The 20,416-nt window shown below is 45.9% G+C and carries 10 protein-coding genes; 6 read left to right on the top strand and 4 right to left on the bottom strand.

The features are described 5' to 3' along the window. Positions 1-34: 34 nt before the first annotated feature. On the bottom strand, positions 35-3,799 hold the full coding sequence (gene hrpA / locus UWK_RS15735; RefSeq protein ID WP_015405382.1) for an ATP-dependent RNA helicase HrpA: 3,765 nt from the start codon (positions 3,797-3,799) through the stop codon (positions 35-37). Between the two features lie 99 nt (positions 3,800-3,898). Between hrpA and priA the strand changes: the two genes are divergently transcribed. Beyond that, positions 3,899-6,406: a replication restart helicase PriA gene (gene priA / locus UWK_RS15730; protein ID WP_015405381.1), complete on the top strand. Its 2,508-nt coding sequence runs from the start codon at positions 3,899-3,901 to the stop codon at positions 6,404-6,406. A gap of 100 nt (positions 6,407-6,506) precedes the next feature. Here the strand turns inward: priA and UWK_RS15725 are convergent, their stop codons facing one another. The 3 genes from UWK_RS15725 to UWK_RS15715 form a co-directional block, all read right to left on the bottom strand. Continuing rightward, entirely contained in the window at positions 6,507-7,187 is a 681-nt protein-coding gene (locus UWK_RS15725) for a DUF6901 family protein (RefSeq protein ID WP_041916450.1), read from the bottom strand. 84 nt (positions 7,188-7,271) lie between these two features. Then, positions 7,272-8,822 (bottom strand): sensor domain-containing diguanylate cyclase, encoded by a 1,551-nt coding sequence (locus UWK_RS15720; RefSeq protein ID WP_015405379.1) that lies wholly within the window; start codon positions 8,820-8,822, stop codon positions 7,272-7,274. Positions 8,823-9,061: 239 nt separating this feature from the next. After that, positions 9,062-10,111, bottom strand: coding sequence for a KamA family radical SAM protein (locus UWK_RS15715; RefSeq protein ID WP_015405378.1), 1,050 nt, complete (start codon positions 10,109-10,111; stop codon positions 9,062-9,064). A 72-nt stretch (positions 10,112-10,183) separates the two neighbouring features. On the opposite strand from UWK_RS15715, the gene UWK_RS15710 reads away from it, so the two are divergent. The 5 genes from UWK_RS15710 to acsB all read left to right on the top strand — a co-directional run bounded on the left by UWK_RS15710 (position 10,184) and on the right by acsB (position 20,407). Next, the gene (locus UWK_RS15710; RefSeq protein WP_015405377.1) at positions 10,184-11,920 is read left to right on the top strand and encodes an NAD-dependent malic enzyme; all 1,737 of its coding nucleotides are present in this window, start codon (positions 10,184-10,186) and stop codon (positions 11,918-11,920) included. Between the two features lie 499 nt (positions 11,921-12,419). After that, positions 12,420-13,307, top strand: a complete 888-nt coding sequence (locus UWK_RS15705; RefSeq protein ID WP_015405376.1) for a bifunctional 5,10-methylenetetrahydrofolate dehydrogenase/5,10-methenyltetrahydrofolate cyclohydrolase — start codon at positions 12,420-12,422, stop codon at positions 13,305-13,307. 44 nt (positions 13,308-13,351) lie between these two features. Then, positions 13,352-15,349 (top strand): anaerobic carbon-monoxide dehydrogenase catalytic subunit, encoded by a 1,998-nt coding sequence (gene cooS / locus UWK_RS15700; protein ID WP_015405375.1) that lies wholly within the window; start codon positions 13,352-13,354, stop codon positions 15,347-15,349. A gap of 96 nt (positions 15,350-15,445) precedes the next feature. Then, positions 15,446-18,130, top strand: coding sequence for an acetyl-CoA decarbonylase/synthase complex subunit delta (locus UWK_RS15695; protein ID WP_015405374.1), 2,685 nt, complete (start codon positions 15,446-15,448; stop codon positions 18,128-18,130). 72 nt (positions 18,131-18,202) lie between these two features. Further along, positions 18,203-20,407 carry an acetyl-CoA decarbonylase/synthase complex subunit alpha/beta gene (acsB, locus tag UWK_RS15690; protein WP_015405373.1) on the top strand — a complete coding sequence of 735 codons (2,205 nt, stop codon included), beginning with the start codon at positions 18,203-18,205 and terminating at the stop codon, positions 20,405-20,407. Positions 20,408-20,416: the final 9 nt, after the last annotated feature.

The raw sequence follows: 20,416 nt of genomic DNA, 5'->3' as shown, positions 1-20,416 counted from the left end.
CAGGTAGTAACTCTTCCGAATGTTAGCTGAATACCTAAATACCCGGGCAGATGGATTGCACTGTCTGCCATTGAAGTTTGAGTTTCTTTTCCGAAACCTGCATTCCCCCTTTAAGTTCCGGCGCAAAGATGGTTACCCGGAACTCCGCTACCATAGCTGAATAAAGAGAAAGGGCCTTCCTGCATTCAAAGGGGAGTCCGGTGATGTCTCTGGGGATCTGCTTTTGCCTGTTCACATATGACTCCAGTTGTCTGGATTTTGTCATATCCTTTGCCGGGTTAGCGTAGGCACGCTCTATACGAATCTTCAGGGCCTGAAAAAAACGATCGCAGCCGGCAAGGTCTTCCGCCGATTGGGTGGTTAAAAAATCAGCTGGGAGAATGTCTTCCAGCAGAGTTTCGTACTCTTTAAACTGTGCTTCATTGTAAGAATGGCTTTTTCTGGAGAGTCCTGCGTAGTGATTTATATGGCTGGAAACTTCTTTGCGCTTGCGTAAAATCTGAAACATTTCATCACAGATTTCCTGTCCCCTTCGGTAAAGTCCCAACTGTTGAACCTTTTCTACTTCGGCTTCATAGGTTGATTTGTCGGGTATTGTATCTAGCTTTTGAGTAAAGAGTGAGCGCATGACAAACTCAAGCAGTGCATCATTTGCCTTTGTTTTATTGCCAAACAGTGCAATAAGCCACTGTGATGATGGTGCAGACAGGGCTGTGTGACAGTACTTTTTGAGACTTTTGAACTCATCTTTGAACTTGAGCTGGTAGAGGAAGAGGCTTCCGCTGAGGTTGAGCGTTGCTGCTGTTTTACGATTGGATTCGAAGCTTATTGTCACTCCACCGCGATTTCTTTCAACGTGGAGAGCCGGGTAGAGATAGCCGGCGATTTCGTTGGATTGGGTGAAGAGTGGTATATTTCTCTTGAGTCCATCAAAATCCCATTTCTGGAAAAGGGTATCTTGCCACCGATCAAGTGAATTTTGTGTTTTTTTATCCGGGGTGATCTTACAGGGGGAAGCAGAGCTGACACTGTGGGCAAGTTTGTGAAGGATTCTTCCAGTTGCCACTGTTCTGCCACTGGTATCGTATAGAAGATAACGCATGGTGAGGTGCGACGGCAGAATTTCAGGCCAGTCGGAACGGCCAACTCTTAACCGGAACATCTTGAAGATGCCACGTTCGAGCGCGTGGTACAAAGATCCCTGGTAATGGTTGCAGTCATCGAGGAGCAGATCCACCGTGTTAGGGATAGGGATAAGGTGTTTCCGTAGCCGCTTAGGGAGGCCTTTAAGAAGAAAGTTTACTTTTTCACGAAGAAGCCCTGGCACAAGCCATTCGAAAACTGACTCGGAAAAGTTTTCAACGCCATCCACCGGGATACGTACGGTCACGCCATCATCCTCCTTTCCGGGTGTCAGGTTGTAACTGAGTTGAAGTGTGTGTGATCCCATACGCAGTTCCTTGGGGAAATCCTGTAACTCCCTGTCTTCAGGTCTGCGAGCGAGAATATCCTCCTCTTTCATATTGAGGAAACTTTGATCCTTGTTACGGGAAAGAAAACGGTTCAAGGTGAATCTGTCATAGACATCTGCTGGAAGTCTGGCGTCGTAAAAGTTCCGGAGACTTGTATCGTCGACGACCAGGTCACGTTTTCGGAGTCGTTCTTCCGTGTCCTGCCATTTTTTCAGGATATCGATGTTATTTTGGAGAAAAGAATAGTTTCCCTGAATATCATTTTCGAGAAGTGCGTGCTGGATAAAAATCTGTCGTGCCTCTTTCTGATTCTTCTTTCCTGTCCTGCCAAAATTTACTGTTCTGTCAGCAGAGAGGATAAGGCCAAAGAGGCTGATTTTTTCATCGGCTACCACCTGACCGCTTTTTTTCTGCCAGCGTGGGTTGGACCACGATCTGCGGCTGAGGTGGGTAGAAGCATCGATAAGCCATTCAACCTCAACGTTGGCAACGGTCAGGGCGTAGAGTCGATTGGTTTCGAGAAATGTTGCTCCGATAAGCCATTTTCCAGAGCTGTGGAATTGGTGTGAACCAGGGAAAACCATGAATTCCTTACCACCGGCACCGTGGTAGAGTTTCTTTTCCTTCTCGTTTTTTATACCGATATTTCTCAGGAAACCGGTGCAGAGACTTTTGTGAATCGCCGGATAGGATGCCGGAGTTTGATTATCAATAAATCCCTTTTCCCGTTCCAGGATATTGCTTAACTGCTCATGGAGATCTATCCATTCACGCATCCGTTGAAAGGAGAGGAAGTGACTTTTGCAGAACTTTTTTAATCGTCCCCATGAATGCCCCTTCTCCTTTACACTGTGAAAAAGCTCCCAGATATTGAGCAGGCTCAAAAAATCTGAATGTTCGTGAGCGAATTTCTTATGGGCTGCATCTGCCAGGGCTTCTTTGTCAGCAGGACGGACACGTGGATCCTGGATGGCGAGTGCCGGGGCGATGATTTTTATTTCCCGTACACAGTTGTTTTCACGTGCAGCAATCAGGATTCGTGAGATAGGGGGATCTATAGGAAGTCTGGCCATCAGCCTACCTATGCGGTTCAACCGATTGTCTGGTCGCAGGGCACCAAGTTCTTTGAGGAGATTGTAGCCATCTCTGATGGCACCTGGATGAGGTGGTTCGATGAACGGGAAATCCAGAGGCGAACCAAGGTTCATACTTATCATCTGCAGTATAACATCGGCCAGATTCGAACGTTTGATTTCTGGCAGCATATACTGATCGCGATCCAGATAATCCGCTTCAGAATAGAGTCTGATACAGATCCCTGGTCCTACACGTCCGCAACGCCCTTTTCGCTGGTCTGCGCTTGCGCGTGATATTCTGGTGATCGGGAGACTGGTAGTTCGTGCCCGGACATTATACTGGGATATGCGGGCAAGTCCCGAGTCTATGACATAGCGAATTCCAGGAACCGTAATTGAAGTTTCCGCAACGTTTGTCGCAACGATAACCTTGGTGAGCGGGGAAGGCTTAAATATTTTTTTCTGGTCGGCTGCGGCCAGGCGTCCGAACATGGGGAGTACCAGAGTGTTTGAAAGTTTCCCTGAAAGAAGCTCACAACATTCTCGAATATCTTTTTCGGTAGGAAGAAAGATCAGGGTATCTTCAGGGATCTCTCTTCGGTGTAATTCGACTATGGTTTCAACACATTCTTCAACATAGGAGGTATCTTCCCCCTCATCATTATCAGGGTCCTTTCTATAGCGAACTTCTACCGGGTAACTGCGTCCCTCAACCGCCATGATCGGTGCGTTGTCAAAATGTCTTGAGAAAATTGCAGTGTCAATGGTTGCTGAGGTGATGATTACTTTTAGATCTGGTCGATTGGGAAGGATATTTTTGAGGTATCCAAGAAGAAAATCTATGTTGAGGCTTCGTTCATGGGCCTCATCTATTATGATAACGCCATATTTTTTTAACAGTGGATCTTTTCTTGTCTCTGCAAGCAATACACCGTCGGTCATAAATTTGATTCTTGTCTCACTGGTGGTCTTATCATGGAATCGTATTTTATATCCCACTAGCTGTTTGTGGGAACCAAGTTCCGTAGCAACACGTGAAGAAACAGAGGTTGCTGCGACTCTTCGTGGTTGGGTACAGCCTATGTGAAAGGAAGTGTCGGGGAAATGCTCAAGGCAGAATTTTGGCAGTTGAGTGGTTTTCCCAGAGCCAGTCTCTCCAGATACTATAATAACTTGATGTTCCTTCAAAAGTTCGAGAAATGATTCCCGATAGGAGACAATAGGAATTTCTGCTGGATAGTTGAGTTGCATGGTAGGCGATGTTGTTAAACGGAAAATATGGTATAAGGCCGGCTGCTGATTTGTACACGGGAAAAATTCATCTGTCATTTAAAAAAGGAATTCTGGTGCATGAGTAGAATTGAGGTGGCTGTTGCCGCCCCGCTGTTTCAGACCCTGTCCTATTCGTTTGATTCTGATAAGGATGGTGATCCTGTCGGGAGAAGGGTACTCGTACGTCTTGGGCCGCAGAAGGTTACAGGGTATGTGCTCGGACTCCTGCCAGATGAGGATGTCAGTTTCCGGATACTTCCCGTTCTTCGCTTTCTTGATGACAGGGACAAACCTCTTTTTCCGGAAAATCTTGTGCCTTTTTTTAAATGGATTGCGGACTATTACCATTATCCCATTGGCGAGGTGGTGAAGACGGCACTTCCCGGAGGGCTTACCCTTCGTAACCGTAAGGTGCTGCAGGTAATGCCTGATGTTGAAAAAAACACTATCAGATGGCCAGATCCGAACATTGCTGCGCCTGACTGGTTTTCCTCGCTACTTGCTGGCAAGGAATTAAGTGCTGCTGTAACAAAAAAAATACTTATAGAAACGCAATTTTCAAAGGCTATTGACGAACTGAAACAAAAAAAACTGATACGTATCGTGGATGTCCTCGATAAAGTAAAGACCAGTGAAAAGCTGGAACTCTGCTATAGAAAAACAACGACCATCGAACTGCCTCAATTGGGCGAGGCTGAGCAGGAGACAGCAGTGGCAAAGGGAGCAGATCAGCTGTTGGTTAATGGTGAAAAACTGAGCATCCCCATGATTCGAACTCTTGTGAACCTGACAGCACTCGCCAGGGAACAGGGCGTTGATAGTGTTGCTGCAAAGGATCTGCGTCGGATGTATAGTGGCGCTTCCAGGGCTTTAAAAGAACTGGAAAAACAGGGACTGGTCTGTTCCGAAGAACGACGGATTTACAGGAATCCTTTTGGCGAAATACTGACCCACTTTCCAAAACCGGAATCTCTGAGTGAAGAGCAGACTCAGGTGCTTTCCGAAATTCTCCCTGCTTTGCAACAACAGACATTTACGCCCTTTCTTCTTCATGGTGTCACCGGGTGCGGAAAAACAGAGGTGTATCTGCGGGCTGCTGAAGAAACTCTTACACTTGGTCGTGATGTCCTGGTGCTTGTACCTGAAATAGCTCTGGCCACGCAACTTGAAGCCCACTTCGTGTCCCGCTTTGGCGACCAGGTGGTGCTCCTCCATTCAGGATTAAGTCCAGGCGAACGCTATGATCAGTGGAGCCTTGCCGCCAGTGGGCGTGCGAAAATTGTTATTGGTGCCCGATCAGCTGTTTTTGCACCACTGAGTAATCCGGGCCTTATTGTCGTTGATGAAGAACACGATGGTGCCTATAAACAGGAAGACGGTCTGCGCTACCAGGGACGTGATCTGGCCATCCTGCGAGGCCGATATAACAAGGCAGTGGTGATTCTTGGTTCAGGAACCCCCACTGTTACAAGTTTTGCGAGTGCCATGAAGGGGAAGTTTACTCTTCTTAGCATGCGGAAACGTGTTGAAAACAGGCCTCTGCCTACAGTACAGATAGTTGATCTGCGTGATAAAAAAGAAAAAAACTATCAGGAAGCTATCGGCAAAAAACTCCATAAGGAGCTTGGATTAAATCTTGAACAGGGTAAACAGTCCATTCTTCTACTGAATCGGAGAGGATTTTCATCGGTGTATCTTTGCAGTGATTGCGGGGAACCGGTGAAGTGTCTCCACTGCCATGTCTCTCTAACCTATCATAAAAGAAGGGCGAAACTGGTGTGTCACTACTGCGGATATACCCTTAAGGACAAGGTAATCTGCGGTGCCTGTCAATCCACCAAACTTACGCCCGTTGGCTACGGTACTGAACGTATTGAAATGGAAATACAGGAGAGGTTTCCAGAGGCTCGTGTGGCACGAATAGATTCCGATACGGCAGCCGACCGGAGAGCCTTTCTTGCATTGCTAAAAAAAATGCATCAACGCGAAATTGATATTCTGATCGGAACACAGATGATAGCCAAGGGGCACGATTTCCCACATGTCACTCTGGTCGGGGTGATATGGGCGGATGGCGGTCTCAGCATGCCGGATTATCGTGGGGCAGAACGTACCTATCAGCTTTTGTCACAGGTGACCGGGAGGGCAGGCAGAGGTGACAGTCCTGGCCGGGTCATAGTCCAGACATTGAGACCTGAACATTATGCTATTCAATTTGCCAGGGTGCATGATTATGAACGGCTGTATCAAAAAGAAATGGAAAACAGAGCGAACCCTAAATTTCCACCTTTTCTACGTATGATTAACCTGAAAATATCAGGAGGGAATGAAGGACAGGTGCAGAGTACTGCAGCTCAGGTTGCTGCACTTTGTCGTACTGGAAAGCATGCAGGAATAGAAATCCTGGGTCCTGCCCCGTCTCCGGTTGACAGAATCCGTGACCGTTACCGCTGGCAGGTATTGTTAAAAGGTGCAGATTCTCCTCTCTTGCATGGCATTTGCGGGAGGGTTCTTGGCAGATATTCAAGTCTGGTAAAGGGGGATATTCGGATAGCGATAGATGTGGATCCAGAATCCATGATGTAAAAAATAGTCATAGATTCGTATTTCCACTGGTTCTTGTTTGACCGCAGGACAGAACTGTTGCGGACAGCTGAGAACGAATACACCTGTACCTGAAAGGTTTTCAGGAGAACAGACGTTTTAAGGAGTCTAGATCCTCGTCAACCTCCATAACAAGAATCTGGGCCAGGGCGTTGAGGGTGACGATAGCATTTTTATCGGCATCCATTTCAGATGTCATATTGATTCGTTTTAAAATCCCCCCATTCACCTGTTGAACCTCACTGTAATATTCCTGAATACGGTGCATGAAAAAATCACAGTTTTCACCCTTTCGGTGTGAAAAATACTGGCGTAACAGGTAGGCCGATACTGAACGGTACATGGACTCTTCGACGGTAGCGAAAGGAAGGTGGTAACATGCCATGGGTTTTAAGATGGACATGGAAGGACAGCCACTTGTGGCCATGATAATACCCATGATTGAAGCAAGTCCTTCCTGGACTGTGGTGTCTTTACTGCAGGTCCTAGCGGTTGAAATGCATGATACCATACAGGATTTGTGCGATGCTGTGTCTTTAAATGAGAAAACAAGGTCAGCAATGTTTGCTGCAATGGGGCAATAGTCATTTTCTGAGAGATCAAGTCGACAGCATTCACATCGGGCAATCCCCAAAAGGGCCCAGTCTGGTGGAGTGCTGTTGGAGGGTTTATATTCAAAAGTGTTTGGGTCAAGTTTGATAAGAAAACGTTTTTTACTGTTGTCTGGGAAATCAAAACAGTAGTTAAAAGTAGTTTCGGTCATAGTCTGTTTCATTTTATGGGAGTCTGATCATACTGAAAACCATCTTCATAGTATGGAGTTTTCTTTCGTCTAGATTAGCACAGATTAAAATTTATACCATTTTTTCTTTTCTGCATAGAGAGCTACTCTGTTTCTCCCGGCTTCCTTGGCGTCATAGAGAGCTGCGTCGGCCATTTTAATGAAATTTTCTTTGGAAAAAGTGTCATCCGTTACTGGTTTGGCTGAGGAAACACCGAAGCTTGCTGTGATGTGGTAATTGGTTTGCGGATCCCTGAAGACATAATCATTTACTGCTGAACAAAGTTTTTCAGCGACTGCACAGGCCTCGTCAGCAGAGGTGTCAGGCAGGATGATGGTGAATTCTTCTCCGCCATAACGAGCCAGCGTGTCATATTTGCGAATTTCTTTTTTAAGCAATGCACTGAATTCCTTGAGGATGAAGTCACCAACCTGATGGCCATAGGTGTCATTGAATTTCTTAAAAAAATCGATGTCGATTAAGAGGAGTGCTATGTTGGTTTCATTGCGTAGTGCGCGATCGATTTCATTGTCGAGGCTGTTTTGGAAATAACGATGATTGAATATCTCCGTCAGACCGTCAATGTTCGCTAGATTTCCAAGCAGTTTGTTTTTTTCTTTCAGTTCGCGAGTTAGATTTTCAAGTTCTATCTTAGCTTTAATAAGCTCCTGGTTCATCTGATCGAAATCGAGGTTTATCAGGCTGAGTCGGATGTTTGCTTCCTGGAGAATTTCCTGGATAGACTTGGTGTTTTTAATGCGGAGACCAAAGTATTCACCGGCATGATCAACCTGCGTGTGCAGCTCGTTTAGAATATGATCCATGTCCTCATTGTTCAATCCCAGCAGGTCCTTAGCTTCCTTACGAAAACGCTTGTGAAATTCCTGTGGTTTGTCGGAATAAAGAATGGAAATAAGGAGGTCTGCCAGATAGGATGCCTTGCAGGTAACTTCGATTTTTTTATCCCCACCTTTATATTGCAGCGGGTCGTGATGATACAGGATGGGAAGGAGAAGCACTTCAGGGAATCCCCAGTTTTTGGCAACCTCATAGCCTATGGTTGGGTGGGAGGTCCCAAAGGTGTCGTTCTCAGCATTTAGAACATCATATTGACTTTCACCTATCTTGGCGAGTACTTCATCGTACTCCTTGGGGAATGTTACAGCTGTAATCAATTGTCCAAGATTCTGCAGTAAACCGCAGATGAAAATTTCCTCGGTGTCGGCTCCCTTAACCCGTTCAAGGATAAGCTTTGAGGCAACGGCTGCAGCAAGGGAATTTTTCCAGAATTTTTCAAAATTAAAATGAAGCTTTTTTTTGCCTCCCTTCATACTCAAAAAAGAAAACGAAAGGACAAGACTTCGTACTGCATTAATTCCAAGAATGGAGACAGCCTGGTTGATGGAACTGATCTGCTGAGGGAAACTGTAAAAAGCAGAGTTGGATACTTTAAGGATTTTTGCAGAAAGCGCAGTGTCCTTGGAGACCAGATTTGCAATGTCAGCAAGAGTTGTGTCCTCTCTTGCCGTGAGGGTTATAATCTCAGAGGCAACGGTGGGTAGGGTTGGGAGTTCATCGGAATTGAGTACTGCAGCAAGAGTTTCTTCCTGGTTCATAACCAAGCCTCATTGTTTTATAAGAGTGAAAGAAAAGAGAGATAGTGGTTGAAGGGTTCCTGGAACGTCTTTCAACCTATTACGTTTTGTCCATGACAGCGGTAGCTTTTGAAGAACAGTTGCTACCCTGTTTTAATTATATCTTCTTATGGAGATGAATTTCAAGAAAAGTAAAAAATACTTGAGATATATTTAAGCCCCTCTCAGGAATATTCGATAATTCACGTGTTGATGGATTCTTATAATGGATCACCGCTTTCAGGATAGGAACAGAGTACTCCCTGGTAGTTATGAAAGGTGAGCTGTTCAGTGCTGTTAAGAATGTAATCCGGAGTAAGTGGGATTTTGCCTTTCCCCCCTGGTGCATCGAGGGCAAAAGTTGGAATTGCCATTCCGGATATCGTTCCGATGAGATCCCGCATTATCTCTATTCCGTCACGGGTGTGAGTGCGGAAGTGGTTAGTACCCCTGGTAAGATCTCCCTGAAAGAGATAATAGGGTTTTACCCTCATCCGGAGCAGTCCGAGGAAGAGTTTCTTGAGCGTTTCTGCGTTATCATTAACACCTTTGAGGAGAACTGTCTGGCAACCCAAGGGGATTCCGGCGTCGGCAAGAAGAGTACAGGCCTCAGTTGCCTGGGGCGTGAGTTCCCTTGGGTGGTTGAAGTGAGTGTTGATATAGAGAGGATGATGTCTTTTGAGCATGGTCGCAAGCTCTTTTGTTACACGCATTGGAAGGGTACATGGGATTCTGGTACCTATGCGAATGACTTCAACGCTTGGAATTGCACGAATCCGACAAAGTAGAGAGTCGAGTTTACGGTCTGATAACATTAGCGGATCTCCACCCGAAAGAAGAACCTCTCTGATCTCTTTATTTTTTTGTATATAATGTATCCCTGCCTCGATGGATTCTTCAGTGATTGCCATTTTGGGCGTTCCTACTTTACGCTTTCGGGTGCAGAATCTGCAGTACATTGCGCACTCACTGGTAACCAGGAAAAGAACTCTGTCGGGATATTTATGAACCAGATTAGGTACCGGGCTTAAGTCCTCCTCTGCAAGCGGATCGGGTATGCATACGAAATCATTAAGTTCAAGAGGGTCGGGAACTGCCTGTCTCCAGAGGGGGTCGTTGACCGATTGGATGAGGCCTAAATAATAAGGATTAATTCGCATGGGAAAGCTTGCGTTTGTTGCTTCCAATGCGCTACAATTAAAATCAAAATGGTGTGCAAGTTCTGTTGGACTATTCACCGAGTTTTGCAGGATTTTTTTCCAGTGTGTCATGGTGATGCATTATGGAGGATTGCAGGCTAAAAGTCAATTTCCCAATGTGGCAAAATGCCCGGGAGTATGGAAATGTCTGAAAATCAATACGGTTTTAAATACGATGAATATGGTAACACCAGGGAAATACTTGTCTATTCCAGCGGTACGAGTGTTCACGGTATCAGCTATGTGAATAAGGGTACAGCTTTTACTTTGTCAGAAAGAAAACGGCTTGGGCTTGAAGCTGCTTTGCCTCCTGCCGTCAGGAGCCTGGAACATCAGGTGGAGAATTCCAAGATAAAAGTAAACTCAAAAGAACAACCCATAGAAAAATTCATCTATCTGCGATCTCTCTTTGACAGAAATGTGGCACTTGCTCATGCGTTGATTAAGAGCGATATTGAAAACCTGATGGGGATAATCTATACACCAACGGTTGGGCTTGCCGTGCAACAGTACTCATCCATGTTTCGCCAGGCCAATGGTCTTCATTTTTATCCAGGCAATATAGATCAGGCAGAGAATATCCTGCGTCGCTATCTGCATCGTGATATCAGGGTGGCTGTGGTTACTGATAATCAGGGAATTCTTGGTATTGGAGATCAGGGGGCTGGTGGTATTGCTATCTGTCTCGGTAAGCTGATGCTCTATACACAGGGGGCAGGTGTTGCCCCGTGGCATTGTCTGCCGATTTCCCTGGATGTTGGTACGAATAATGAGGCTCTGCTTGCAGACAGTGATTATCTTGGCTGGCGTCATCATCGTATCGTTGGAGACGAGTATCTTGAATTTATAAGACGTTTCGCTCACGCCTTCAGAAATGTGTTTCCTAATGCTCTGTGCCAGTGGGAGGATTTCTCTAAACAGAACGCCTTTGCCATTCGTGATACATACCTCCACGACCTGATATCTTTTAACGATGACATTCAGGGGACAGGGGCAGTGACCCTGGCGGGGATCTTAACTGCCATGCGTATTAAGCTGGAAAAACTTGAAAACCAGGTTTTTCTTATTCATGGTGCTGGTGCTGGTGGCGTTGGTGTTGCAGAGCAGATAGGTGTCGCGCTGATTGAGGCGGGACTTACTGAGGAAGAGGCAAAGGACAGGATATTCACCCTGGATTCCCGTGGTGTGGTCACAAGTGATCGTGATATTGAAGAATACAAACTTAAATTTGCAAAGGACAAGGAAAAATTTCCATGGCTGAAAGATCCCGCAAATCAATCTCTGCTTGAAGCTGTTAAAAGAGCGGGAGTGACGGTATTGATCGGTACATCAGGACAGGGTGGTTGCTTTACTCAGGAAGTTGTAGAGGCTGTGGCTGGTAATACCGATAGACCAGTGATTATGCCGCTTTCCAATCCAACTTCGATGACCGAGGCACTGCCGGAGGACATTTACCGCTGGACCGATGGGAAAGCACTGGTTGCCACGGGCAGTCCCTTTGCTCCAGTGACCCATAATGGTGTGACTCACCATATTGGCCAATGCAATAATGTTTTTGTTTTTCCTGGCGTGGGGCTTGGTGTTCTGGGTTCAGGTGCAAGAGAGGTCCTTCCCCAATTCTTTACCGCAGCGGCCCATGCTGTTTCATCCTGTGTGTCCAAGGCGGATATGAGGGAAGGATGTCTCGTTCCTGCGGTGAATACTTTGAGAGAGGTGAGTTCTAAGGTTGCACTTGCTGTTGCTATGTCTGCGGTTGAGCATGGCGTGAGCAGACCCTGCGTCTTTTCAACGTTTCAGCATGAGGGGGATGAGATCCGAATGGCTGAGTTACTCAGAAAGATGCGGTGGGATCCCGAATATCTTCCCATTGTTGCAATGTAGAGTTGATACGCATGTCAGGTTCCGGGAGTTCAGTGAACCGGAACCTGATTTGTCAACTGTCGTATATTTTCCATTTTTGTGTCTCCTTGAAGATAAAATTCCTTTTGTAGCCATCCTCGTTAGTCAAACATCTTGAACCTGTATCCATTTCATATTCGTATTATCACTTATTATTAGTAACATAGATGGTTAATTATGCATGGCTGGCAGACCCTATATCGATTTTTCTGAACAGTAAATCAAAAAAAGTTGATGAATGTTAAAATATATTGATATGCATATTGAAAAAAATTGACAAATCAATTAATTTAGCTTTTTCATTAACCTGATAGTCGTGTTGATAAAGGGTTTTTTTGTTAAACATCTGCTCAGATCTGCTCTGTGGTATTTGTGGCATTTGTTGTATTTGAGAGCAGTTTGTCCCCCACAGCTAACTAAATGACGTTGCGATATTGTTAGAATATGATAACGCTCGTCGGAAATAATTGAGGAAAAGTAAATGACGGCAAAGCTTATTAGCGGTACTGAAACAGCGAAGGCAATTCGTGAGGAGTTAACCAGAGAAGTTGCGGAGCTGAAAGAAAAACATAATGTTGTTCCAGGGCTTGTAACTATTCTTGTTGGAGAGGACCCAGCCTCTCAATCCTATGTTGCTGCAAAAAATAAGACCGCCCACGCTCTTGGTATTCATTCGGAGCAGGTGACACTTGATCCTGAGACCAGTGAAGAAGATCTCCTCAAACTCGTTGATAAATATAACAAGGATTCGAAGATCAATGGTATCCTTGTACAGTTGCCCCTGCCAAAGCACATTAATGAGGCAAATGTGCTCTACGCCATTAATCCGGATAAAGATGTGGATGGTTTTCATCCGGTCAATGTTGGAAAGATGGTGCTTGGGGAGCAGTGTTTTCTCCCCTGCACACCCCATGGGATCCTTGAGCTTCTCACAAGAAGCGGTGTCGAGACCAGTGGTGCAGAGGTTGTGGTGATCGGACGATCTAATATTGTCGGAAAACCCATTGCCAACCTCATGCTTCAAAAGCGTGATGGCGGAAATGCCACGGTGACCCTCTGTCACACAAGAACAAAAGACATGGCCGCCCATTGTAAACGTGCTGACATCATAATTGCTGCTGTTGGTGTGCCGAAAATGGTCACAGCAGATATGGTCAAGGAAGGTGCTGCAATTATTGATGTCGGTGTTAACCGTATAGGGAAGGCGAGCAATGGAAAGGCAATACTTGCCGGGGATGTTGATTTTGACGCAGTCAAGGAAGTTGCATCCTGTATCACTCCTGTGCCAGGTGGCGTAGGCCCAATGACCATCACCATGCTGATGAAAAATACTGTACAGGCTGCTAAAATGGCAGCTAACCTCATCTAATAGAAAGATATAAAGAACTACGCATATATTTCCGGAGGAACATTATGAGCAAGAGTAAAGGTGGATGCACATCCTGTAATGATATAACAGGCGCTTCAACCAAAGACCTGCTTAATCAGGATTTGGCGAAACAGGTAAGAACTGCCTACGATCGTATAGAAGACCGTGGGGTTTCGGCCTGTCTCTTTGGTTCAGGTGGTACCTGCTGCCGTATCTGTAACATGGGGCCCTGTCAGATTATTGATGGTGTCGAGCAGATGATTGGCATCTGTGGAGCCACTGCCGCAACCGTAGTTGCTCGAAATTTTGCCCGTATTGTCGCTGCCGGAACTGCAGCTCATACAGACCATGCCCGTGAGATGGTCATGGGGTTTATCGAGACAGCAAAGGGTAAAACTCCCCATGAAATCAAGGATGTTGAGAAGCTTCATGCCATGGCCGAAACCTTCGGGATTGAGATTGAGGGACGTGATAAGAATGAAATCGCTCTTGAGCTTGGTGAAAAGGCGCTGGCGGAATTTGGCCAGCAGCAGGGGACTCTTACCATGCTCAAACGTGCTCCCAAGAAACAGCAGGAAATATGGAAAGCGAAGGGTGTGGAACCAAGAGGTATTGATCGTGAGGTTGTTGAAACCATGCATCGTACCCATATGGGTGTTGATCAGGAATACAAGAACATCATGAAACAGGCAGCACGCTGCTCACTTGCAGATGGCTGGGGGGCTTCCATGCTCTCCACCGAGCTGACTGATATAATGTTTGGTACACCGGTTCCAAGGCGTGCCCTTATTGACCTTGGCGTCCTGAAGGAAGATCAGGTGAACGTTACCGTTCATGGGCATGAGCCACTTTTGGCTGAGTCCCTCTGTATGGCAGCCGAGGATCCCGAGATTCTTGCTCTTGCTAAAAAAGTAGGTGCTAAAGGGATTAATCTTGCCGGTGTCTGCTGTACTGGTAACGAAATTCTTATGCGTCGAGGAATTCCAGTTGCTGGATCATTTATCCAGCAGGAGATGGTACTGGCCACCGGTGCAGTGGAAGCTATGGTTGTTGATGTCCAGTGTGTCATGCAGTCAGTCGCCCAGGTGGTAAAAGGTAAACATACTGATATTATTACTACAAACTATCGGGCGAAGATGCCTGATGCTATCCATATGCAGTTTGAGGAAGATGATCCTCTTGGCTCTGCCAAGGCAATCCTCACCCATGCTATTAATAATTTCAAGAAACGTGGTGACTACTATATTCCTAAAGATAACAAACTCGATGTTGTTGTCGGATTCAGCCATGAGACCATCAACTATATGCTTGGTGGCCGTTTTCGTAAGAGCTATCGTCCGCTCAATGACAATATCATTAATGGTCGAATTAAAGGACTTGGCGCTCTGGTTGGTTGTGAACATTATAAATACAGTGATGATGTCCATTTTAAGATTGCTGTTGAACTGCTTAAAAATAACGTCCTTGTCCTTGCCACCGGTTGTGCCGCTCAGGCACTTGGTCGTATGGGGCTGATGAGACCAGAAGCAGCTGCCGAATATTGTGGAGAAAGTCTTGCTGAGGTCTGTGAGACTGTTGGTATGCCACCTGTTCTGCATGTCGGTTCCTGTGTTGATAACAGTCGTCTCCTTATTGCCCTCACCGCTATGGTTAAAGAGGGTGGGCTTGGTGAAGACATATCCGAACTTCCAGCCTGTGGTACAGCGCCTCTGTGGATGAGTGAAAAGGCTGTGGCCATCGGTCAGTACTTTGTTACCTCCGGTGCCCATGTAATATTCCAGAACCTTCCGGTAACCGGATCAAAGGAAATGAACGAGTTCATTACCAATGGTATGAAGGAAGAGTATGGTGCCTGCTGGGATTATGAAGAAGATCCGATCAAGCTTGCTCAGAAAATGATCAAGGCCATTGACGGGAAACGTGAAGCCCTTGGGATCAATAAGAAGAAGGACAGAGTACTCTTTGACATGGAGATGCGTCGTGATCTTGATGTCGGTGCTACTGGCCAGGGAATTCCAGGTTTGGGTTGCGGGCATAAATGACAAGTTTTTAATAGAAATTCTACTTTTGAAAATGTGTAGCGGCTGTTCAGTCAGGTGCTATTAAAAAGATAGGTTTTGGCAGAAGGAGTCTAGCCGATGAAGTCGGGCAGTAAACTAGAAACACTTTTAAAAGAGGGGACATTCGTCGTAACCGGTGAACTTGGTCCTCCCAAAAATGGAAATCCTGAAGTGGTGCGTGAAAAGGCGCAACTACTGAAAGGCAATGTGGACGCAGTCAATATTACCGACTGTCAGACTGCGATAGTTCGTATGTCATCCATTGCCGCTGGACTTATCGCAAAAGAAGAAGGGCTTGAACCCGTTATTCAGATGACCTGTCGTGATCGTAACAGGATCGGCATGCAGTCCGATATTCTGGGTGCCTCAGCTCTTGGTCTGAAAAATCTTCTCTGCCTCACTGGTGACCATCAAAAATTTGGTAACCACCCGGGATCAAAAGGGGTCTTTGATATGGACTCTATCCAGATGCTTGGAATGATGAAGGGAATGCGTGATGATAAGATATTTCAATGTGGCGAAGAAATTAAGAGTAATGAACCAAAACTCTTTCTTGGAGCTGCTGCAAATCCATTTGCATATCCTTTTGAATATCGTGCTGTACGTCTGGGGAAAAAAGTTGCTGCCGGAGCTGATTTTATTCAGACTCAGATAATATATAATGTAGAAAAATTTCGCGAATTCATGAAAATGGTTCGGGATCTTGGCCTCCATGAAAAATGCTATATTCTTGCCGGTGTAACTCCGCCAAAGTCTTTAGGGATGGCGCGTTACATGAAAAAATTCGTTCCCGGCATGGATGTCACCGATGAAGTTATTCAACGGATGAAAGATGCCAAAGACATGCAGGACGAAGGTATCCAGATTTGCGCTGACATAATCAATGAAGTGAAGGATATTGAGGGTGTTGCTGGTATTCACTGCATGGCTATTGAGTGGGAGAGCGCAGTTCCTGAAATACTCAAAAGAGCAGGTCTTCTTCCACGGCCAGGTATCACAGAAACCGATGCTGCAGTTAAGCCGATAGCAACAGATGAAGTTAAGGAACAGATTACAGTTCAATCTGTTGATACCGATACCTTACTTGAAAAAGCAAAAGCTGAGGCAGCAGCAATTATTGCAGCAGCTAAAGCAGAAGCAGAAAATCTTAAGCAGAAAGCTGCAGCTGTCAGCTCAGTTGCCACTGCAACCACCAGTATAACCACTGAAGCGCCACAGGGCGTTGATGATTCAGGAGAGCATGAAATGAATGAAAAAGAACGGATCATGGCCCTTGATTCTGTAAATCTTGGCCTGGCCGCATTGAAAAAGGCCTATGGATTAACTGATGATCAGTTTGAGGCACTGTCGAGTTTTGCAGGTGCCCATGCTATTTTGAAGAAAGAGCCAGAGGTTGTGAGTAGCGCACCTGTTGCACCAGTAGCAGCCGCTGCTCCACAAGCGCCTGCTGCTCCAGCAGCTCCCGCCGCACCAGTAATAGATGATTCTGCAGAAAAGGCAAAAGCTGAAGCGGCCGCCAAAGCAAAGGCGGATGCGGAGGCCAAGGCCGATGAAGAAGCAAAATTAAAAGCTGCCGCAGCTGCAAAATTGAAAGCCGAGGCACAGGAAAAAGCAGCAGCAGATGCAAAGGCTGCTGCTGATGCAAAGGCCGCAGATGAGGCTAAAGCCAAAGCTGCTGCAGAGGAAAAAGCTGCAGCAGAAGCCAAGGTTAAGGCTGAAGCCGAAGCAAAAGCAAATGTACAGGCTGCTCCAGCCCCGGTCGCAGACAGTGGTGTTGGCGAGCTTGCTAAAGAGACCGTGTCGCTTGCAGACCGTTCCACTAAAGTTGCTCCTGCAAATTACGAAACCAAATATTCAGGTGAGCTACGTTCTGTAAAATTGGGCAATGAAGGTAATGAGAAAATTGTTGGTGGCTCCTCATCTATGCCATTCCATCTCTTTGAAGGTGACCATCCCAACAAACCGTTAATTGCCATGGAGGTTTCAGATGTGAAGCCCGATGAGTGGCCAGAGACGCTTAGCAGGCACTTTAGCGATGTATTTGACAATCCAGTCGCCTGGGCAGAAAAATGTGTCAAAGTTTATGGTGCTGAAGCAATCGCCGTTACCCTCGGTTCCACTGATCCAAATGGTATGAATCGTTCAGCTGCAGATGCTGCTAAAACTGCAGCAGCTGTAATTGCTGCAGTTGATGTCCCAGTAATCGTCTGGGGATGTGGTAATTCCGATAAAGATACCGAAACTCTGCGAGATATTACCTCCGTCATAGGAGATAAAAAAGTATGTCTTGCGCCCCTTGAGGATTCCAACTACAGAACTATCGGAGCAACTGCCATGGCATTCCAGCATCCGATTGTAGCTGCCTCCCCAATTGATGTTAACCTAGCTAAACAGTTAAACATTCTTCTTGAAAATCTTGGTGTTTCTCTTGATACTGTCCTGATGGATCCTTCCATTGGAGCGCTTGGCTATGGTATAGAGTACACCTACTCTGTAATGGAGCGTATTCGTATTGCTGCTCTTACCCAGCAGGATGCAAAGCTTCAGGTACCCATCATCTGTAACCTTGGCTGTGAAGTCTGGAAGGCAAAGGAAACGAAACTTCCTAGCGATGATATGATTGGTGATCAGGAGACTCGAGGAATAATGATGGAAGCACTTACAGCCAGCTGCATGCTTATGGCAGGTGGAGAAGTTATGATCATGCGTCATCCCAAAGCCATAGCACTCACTAACGCAATGGTTGCCGGTCTTATGGACTGATTGGAACTTTGAACTGAAACGTAGAAGTCAAAGCTTATTACTGCTATTACAGCTATTACAGGAGTTTAAGATATGTCCAAAATAATTTGTTCAGCTGCCATCCGCGGTGCACAAAAAATCATAGATATGGCCGAGAGCAGCTATGAAGATGCGGTTAAGAAGTATGGTGAAGACAAAGAAGTGTCATTTCCGAATACCGCCTATTTTCTGCCAATTATTTACAGTATGCTTGGAGCCAAGGTTGAGAAGCTTGGCGACATGAAAGATATATTTCTGGAGTGTCGAAAGCTTATGCCTCCTGTTGTAACAGGTGATATCTGGCTTCCCTATCTTGCTCCGGCACTTGATGCCGGTATGGCAACATTCTTTGCAGAAGAGATGTACGAAGCTATCAGGTATCTCAATGAACCTGGCCTCTATACCGCAACCGAAGATCCCACCGCAGATAACTTCTGGCTTGGTGCCGCAGATGACGTAATTTTTCGTAAACGTGGTGTTGAATTTGTCGATGGCTCAGCCCCTGGTTTTGCTGCTATTCTTGGAACTCCTAAAGATCCTGAAATGGCTGCAAAGATTGCGATAGAACTTCAGGAGAAGAATCTGTACATCTTTATGCATGACCAGACCGAGGGGATAAGTCTTCCCGATCAACTGCTTAAACAAAAACAGCAGGTTGGCTGGGGAACCCGTCTTGTTCCATTTGGTCGTGAATATACCACCGCCGTTTTTGCCATAGGTTTTGCCTGTCGTGTTGCCCTTGCCTTTGGTGGGGTCAAACCAGGCGACTATGCCGGGAACCTGAAATATAACAAAGACCGAACCTTTGCCTTTGTCATGGCCTTTGGTGAAGTCAGTGATGAGTGGTATGCAAATGCTGCTGGTGCTATTAACTGGGGTTTTCCAACCATTTCTGATTATGATATTCCTCAGATTCTGCCCACTGGTGTCTGTACCTACGAGCATGTTGTGTCGAACGTCCCCCATGAAGAAATTGTTCAAAAAGCAATTGAGGTTCGTGGACTGAAGGTCAACGTAACTAAAATCGATATCCCGATGTCCTTTGGCCCCGCTTTTGAGGGTGAGCGTGTTCGAAAGGACGATCTCTTTATGGAGTGTGGTGGTGGTCGAACTCCAGGTGTTGAAGTTCTTATCTCTAAAGAAATGGATGAGATCGAAGATGGATTAGTGACACTTGAAGGATTGGACATTTCCGATCTGGAACGTGGTCAAAATGTCCCACTTGGTATTCTTGTAGAGGTCGCAGGCCGTGAAATGCAGTCTGATTTTGAACCTATCCTTGAACGTCAGTTTCATCATCTGATGAACTACATCCAGGGTATTATGCATATGGGCCAGCGAAACATCATGTGGCTCAGGATTGGTACTGCAGCTGTTGAAAAAGGCTTTTCCTTCAAGCACCTTGGAAAAGTACTCCATGGTAAACTGCATCAGGAGTTTGGTGCCATTGTTGATAAGATCCAGGTGAAACTCTACACCACTGAAGAGGGAGTAAAGATGGTTTCAGATCTTGCCACCTCTGTATATACCGAACGTGATCTCCGTCTTGGTGCCATGACCGATGAGACCGAGGATGTTTTCTACTCATGCACACTGTGCCAGTCCTTTGCTCCAAGTCATGTATGTGTAATTACCCCAGAACGAATAGGAATGTGTGGTGCTTACAACTGGCTCGACGGTAAGGCATCCTTTAATATTAATCCCACCGGTCCCAATCAGCCCATTGAGAAGGGGGAATGTACCGATGAAGCTAATGGCTACTACACGGGAATTAATGAATTTGTAAATCAGGCATCTCGTGGGGCTGTTCCCGAAGTAAGTTGCTATTCGCTTATGAATAATCCGATGACAGCCTGTGGCTGTTTTGAAGCAATAGCCGCCATGCTGCCAACATGTAACGGAATCATGGTTGTTAACCGTGATTACCTTGGTATGACTCCCTCTGGTATGAAGTTCACCTCTCTTGCCGGCATGGCCGGTGGTGGTATGCAGACTCCTGGATTTATGGGTGTCAGTAAGCATTACATGACTTCCAAGAAACTCTTCAAAGCAGAGGGTGGGCTTAAACGAGTTGTCTGGTTGCCGAAAATGCTCAAAGAAGAAATTGCTGAAAAATTAAAAGAAGTCTGTGCTGATATCGGTATGCCAGAACTGTTTGATATGATCGCAACAGAGGAACAGGGAACCACTGAGGAGGAGATCTACGAATTCCTCAAGGAAAAAGGCCATCCAGCACTCGAAATGGAAACGGCTGTTTAGATCTGATCG

This window comes from Desulfocapsa sulfexigens DSM 10523 (assembly GCF_000341395.1).
Taxonomy (GTDB): Bacteria; Desulfobacterota; Desulfobulbia; order Desulfobulbales; family Desulfocapsaceae; genus Desulfocapsa; species Desulfocapsa sulfexigens.
Note: the sequence above shows the minus strand (reverse complement) of the source record. Positions and strands in the feature narration are given on the sequence as shown.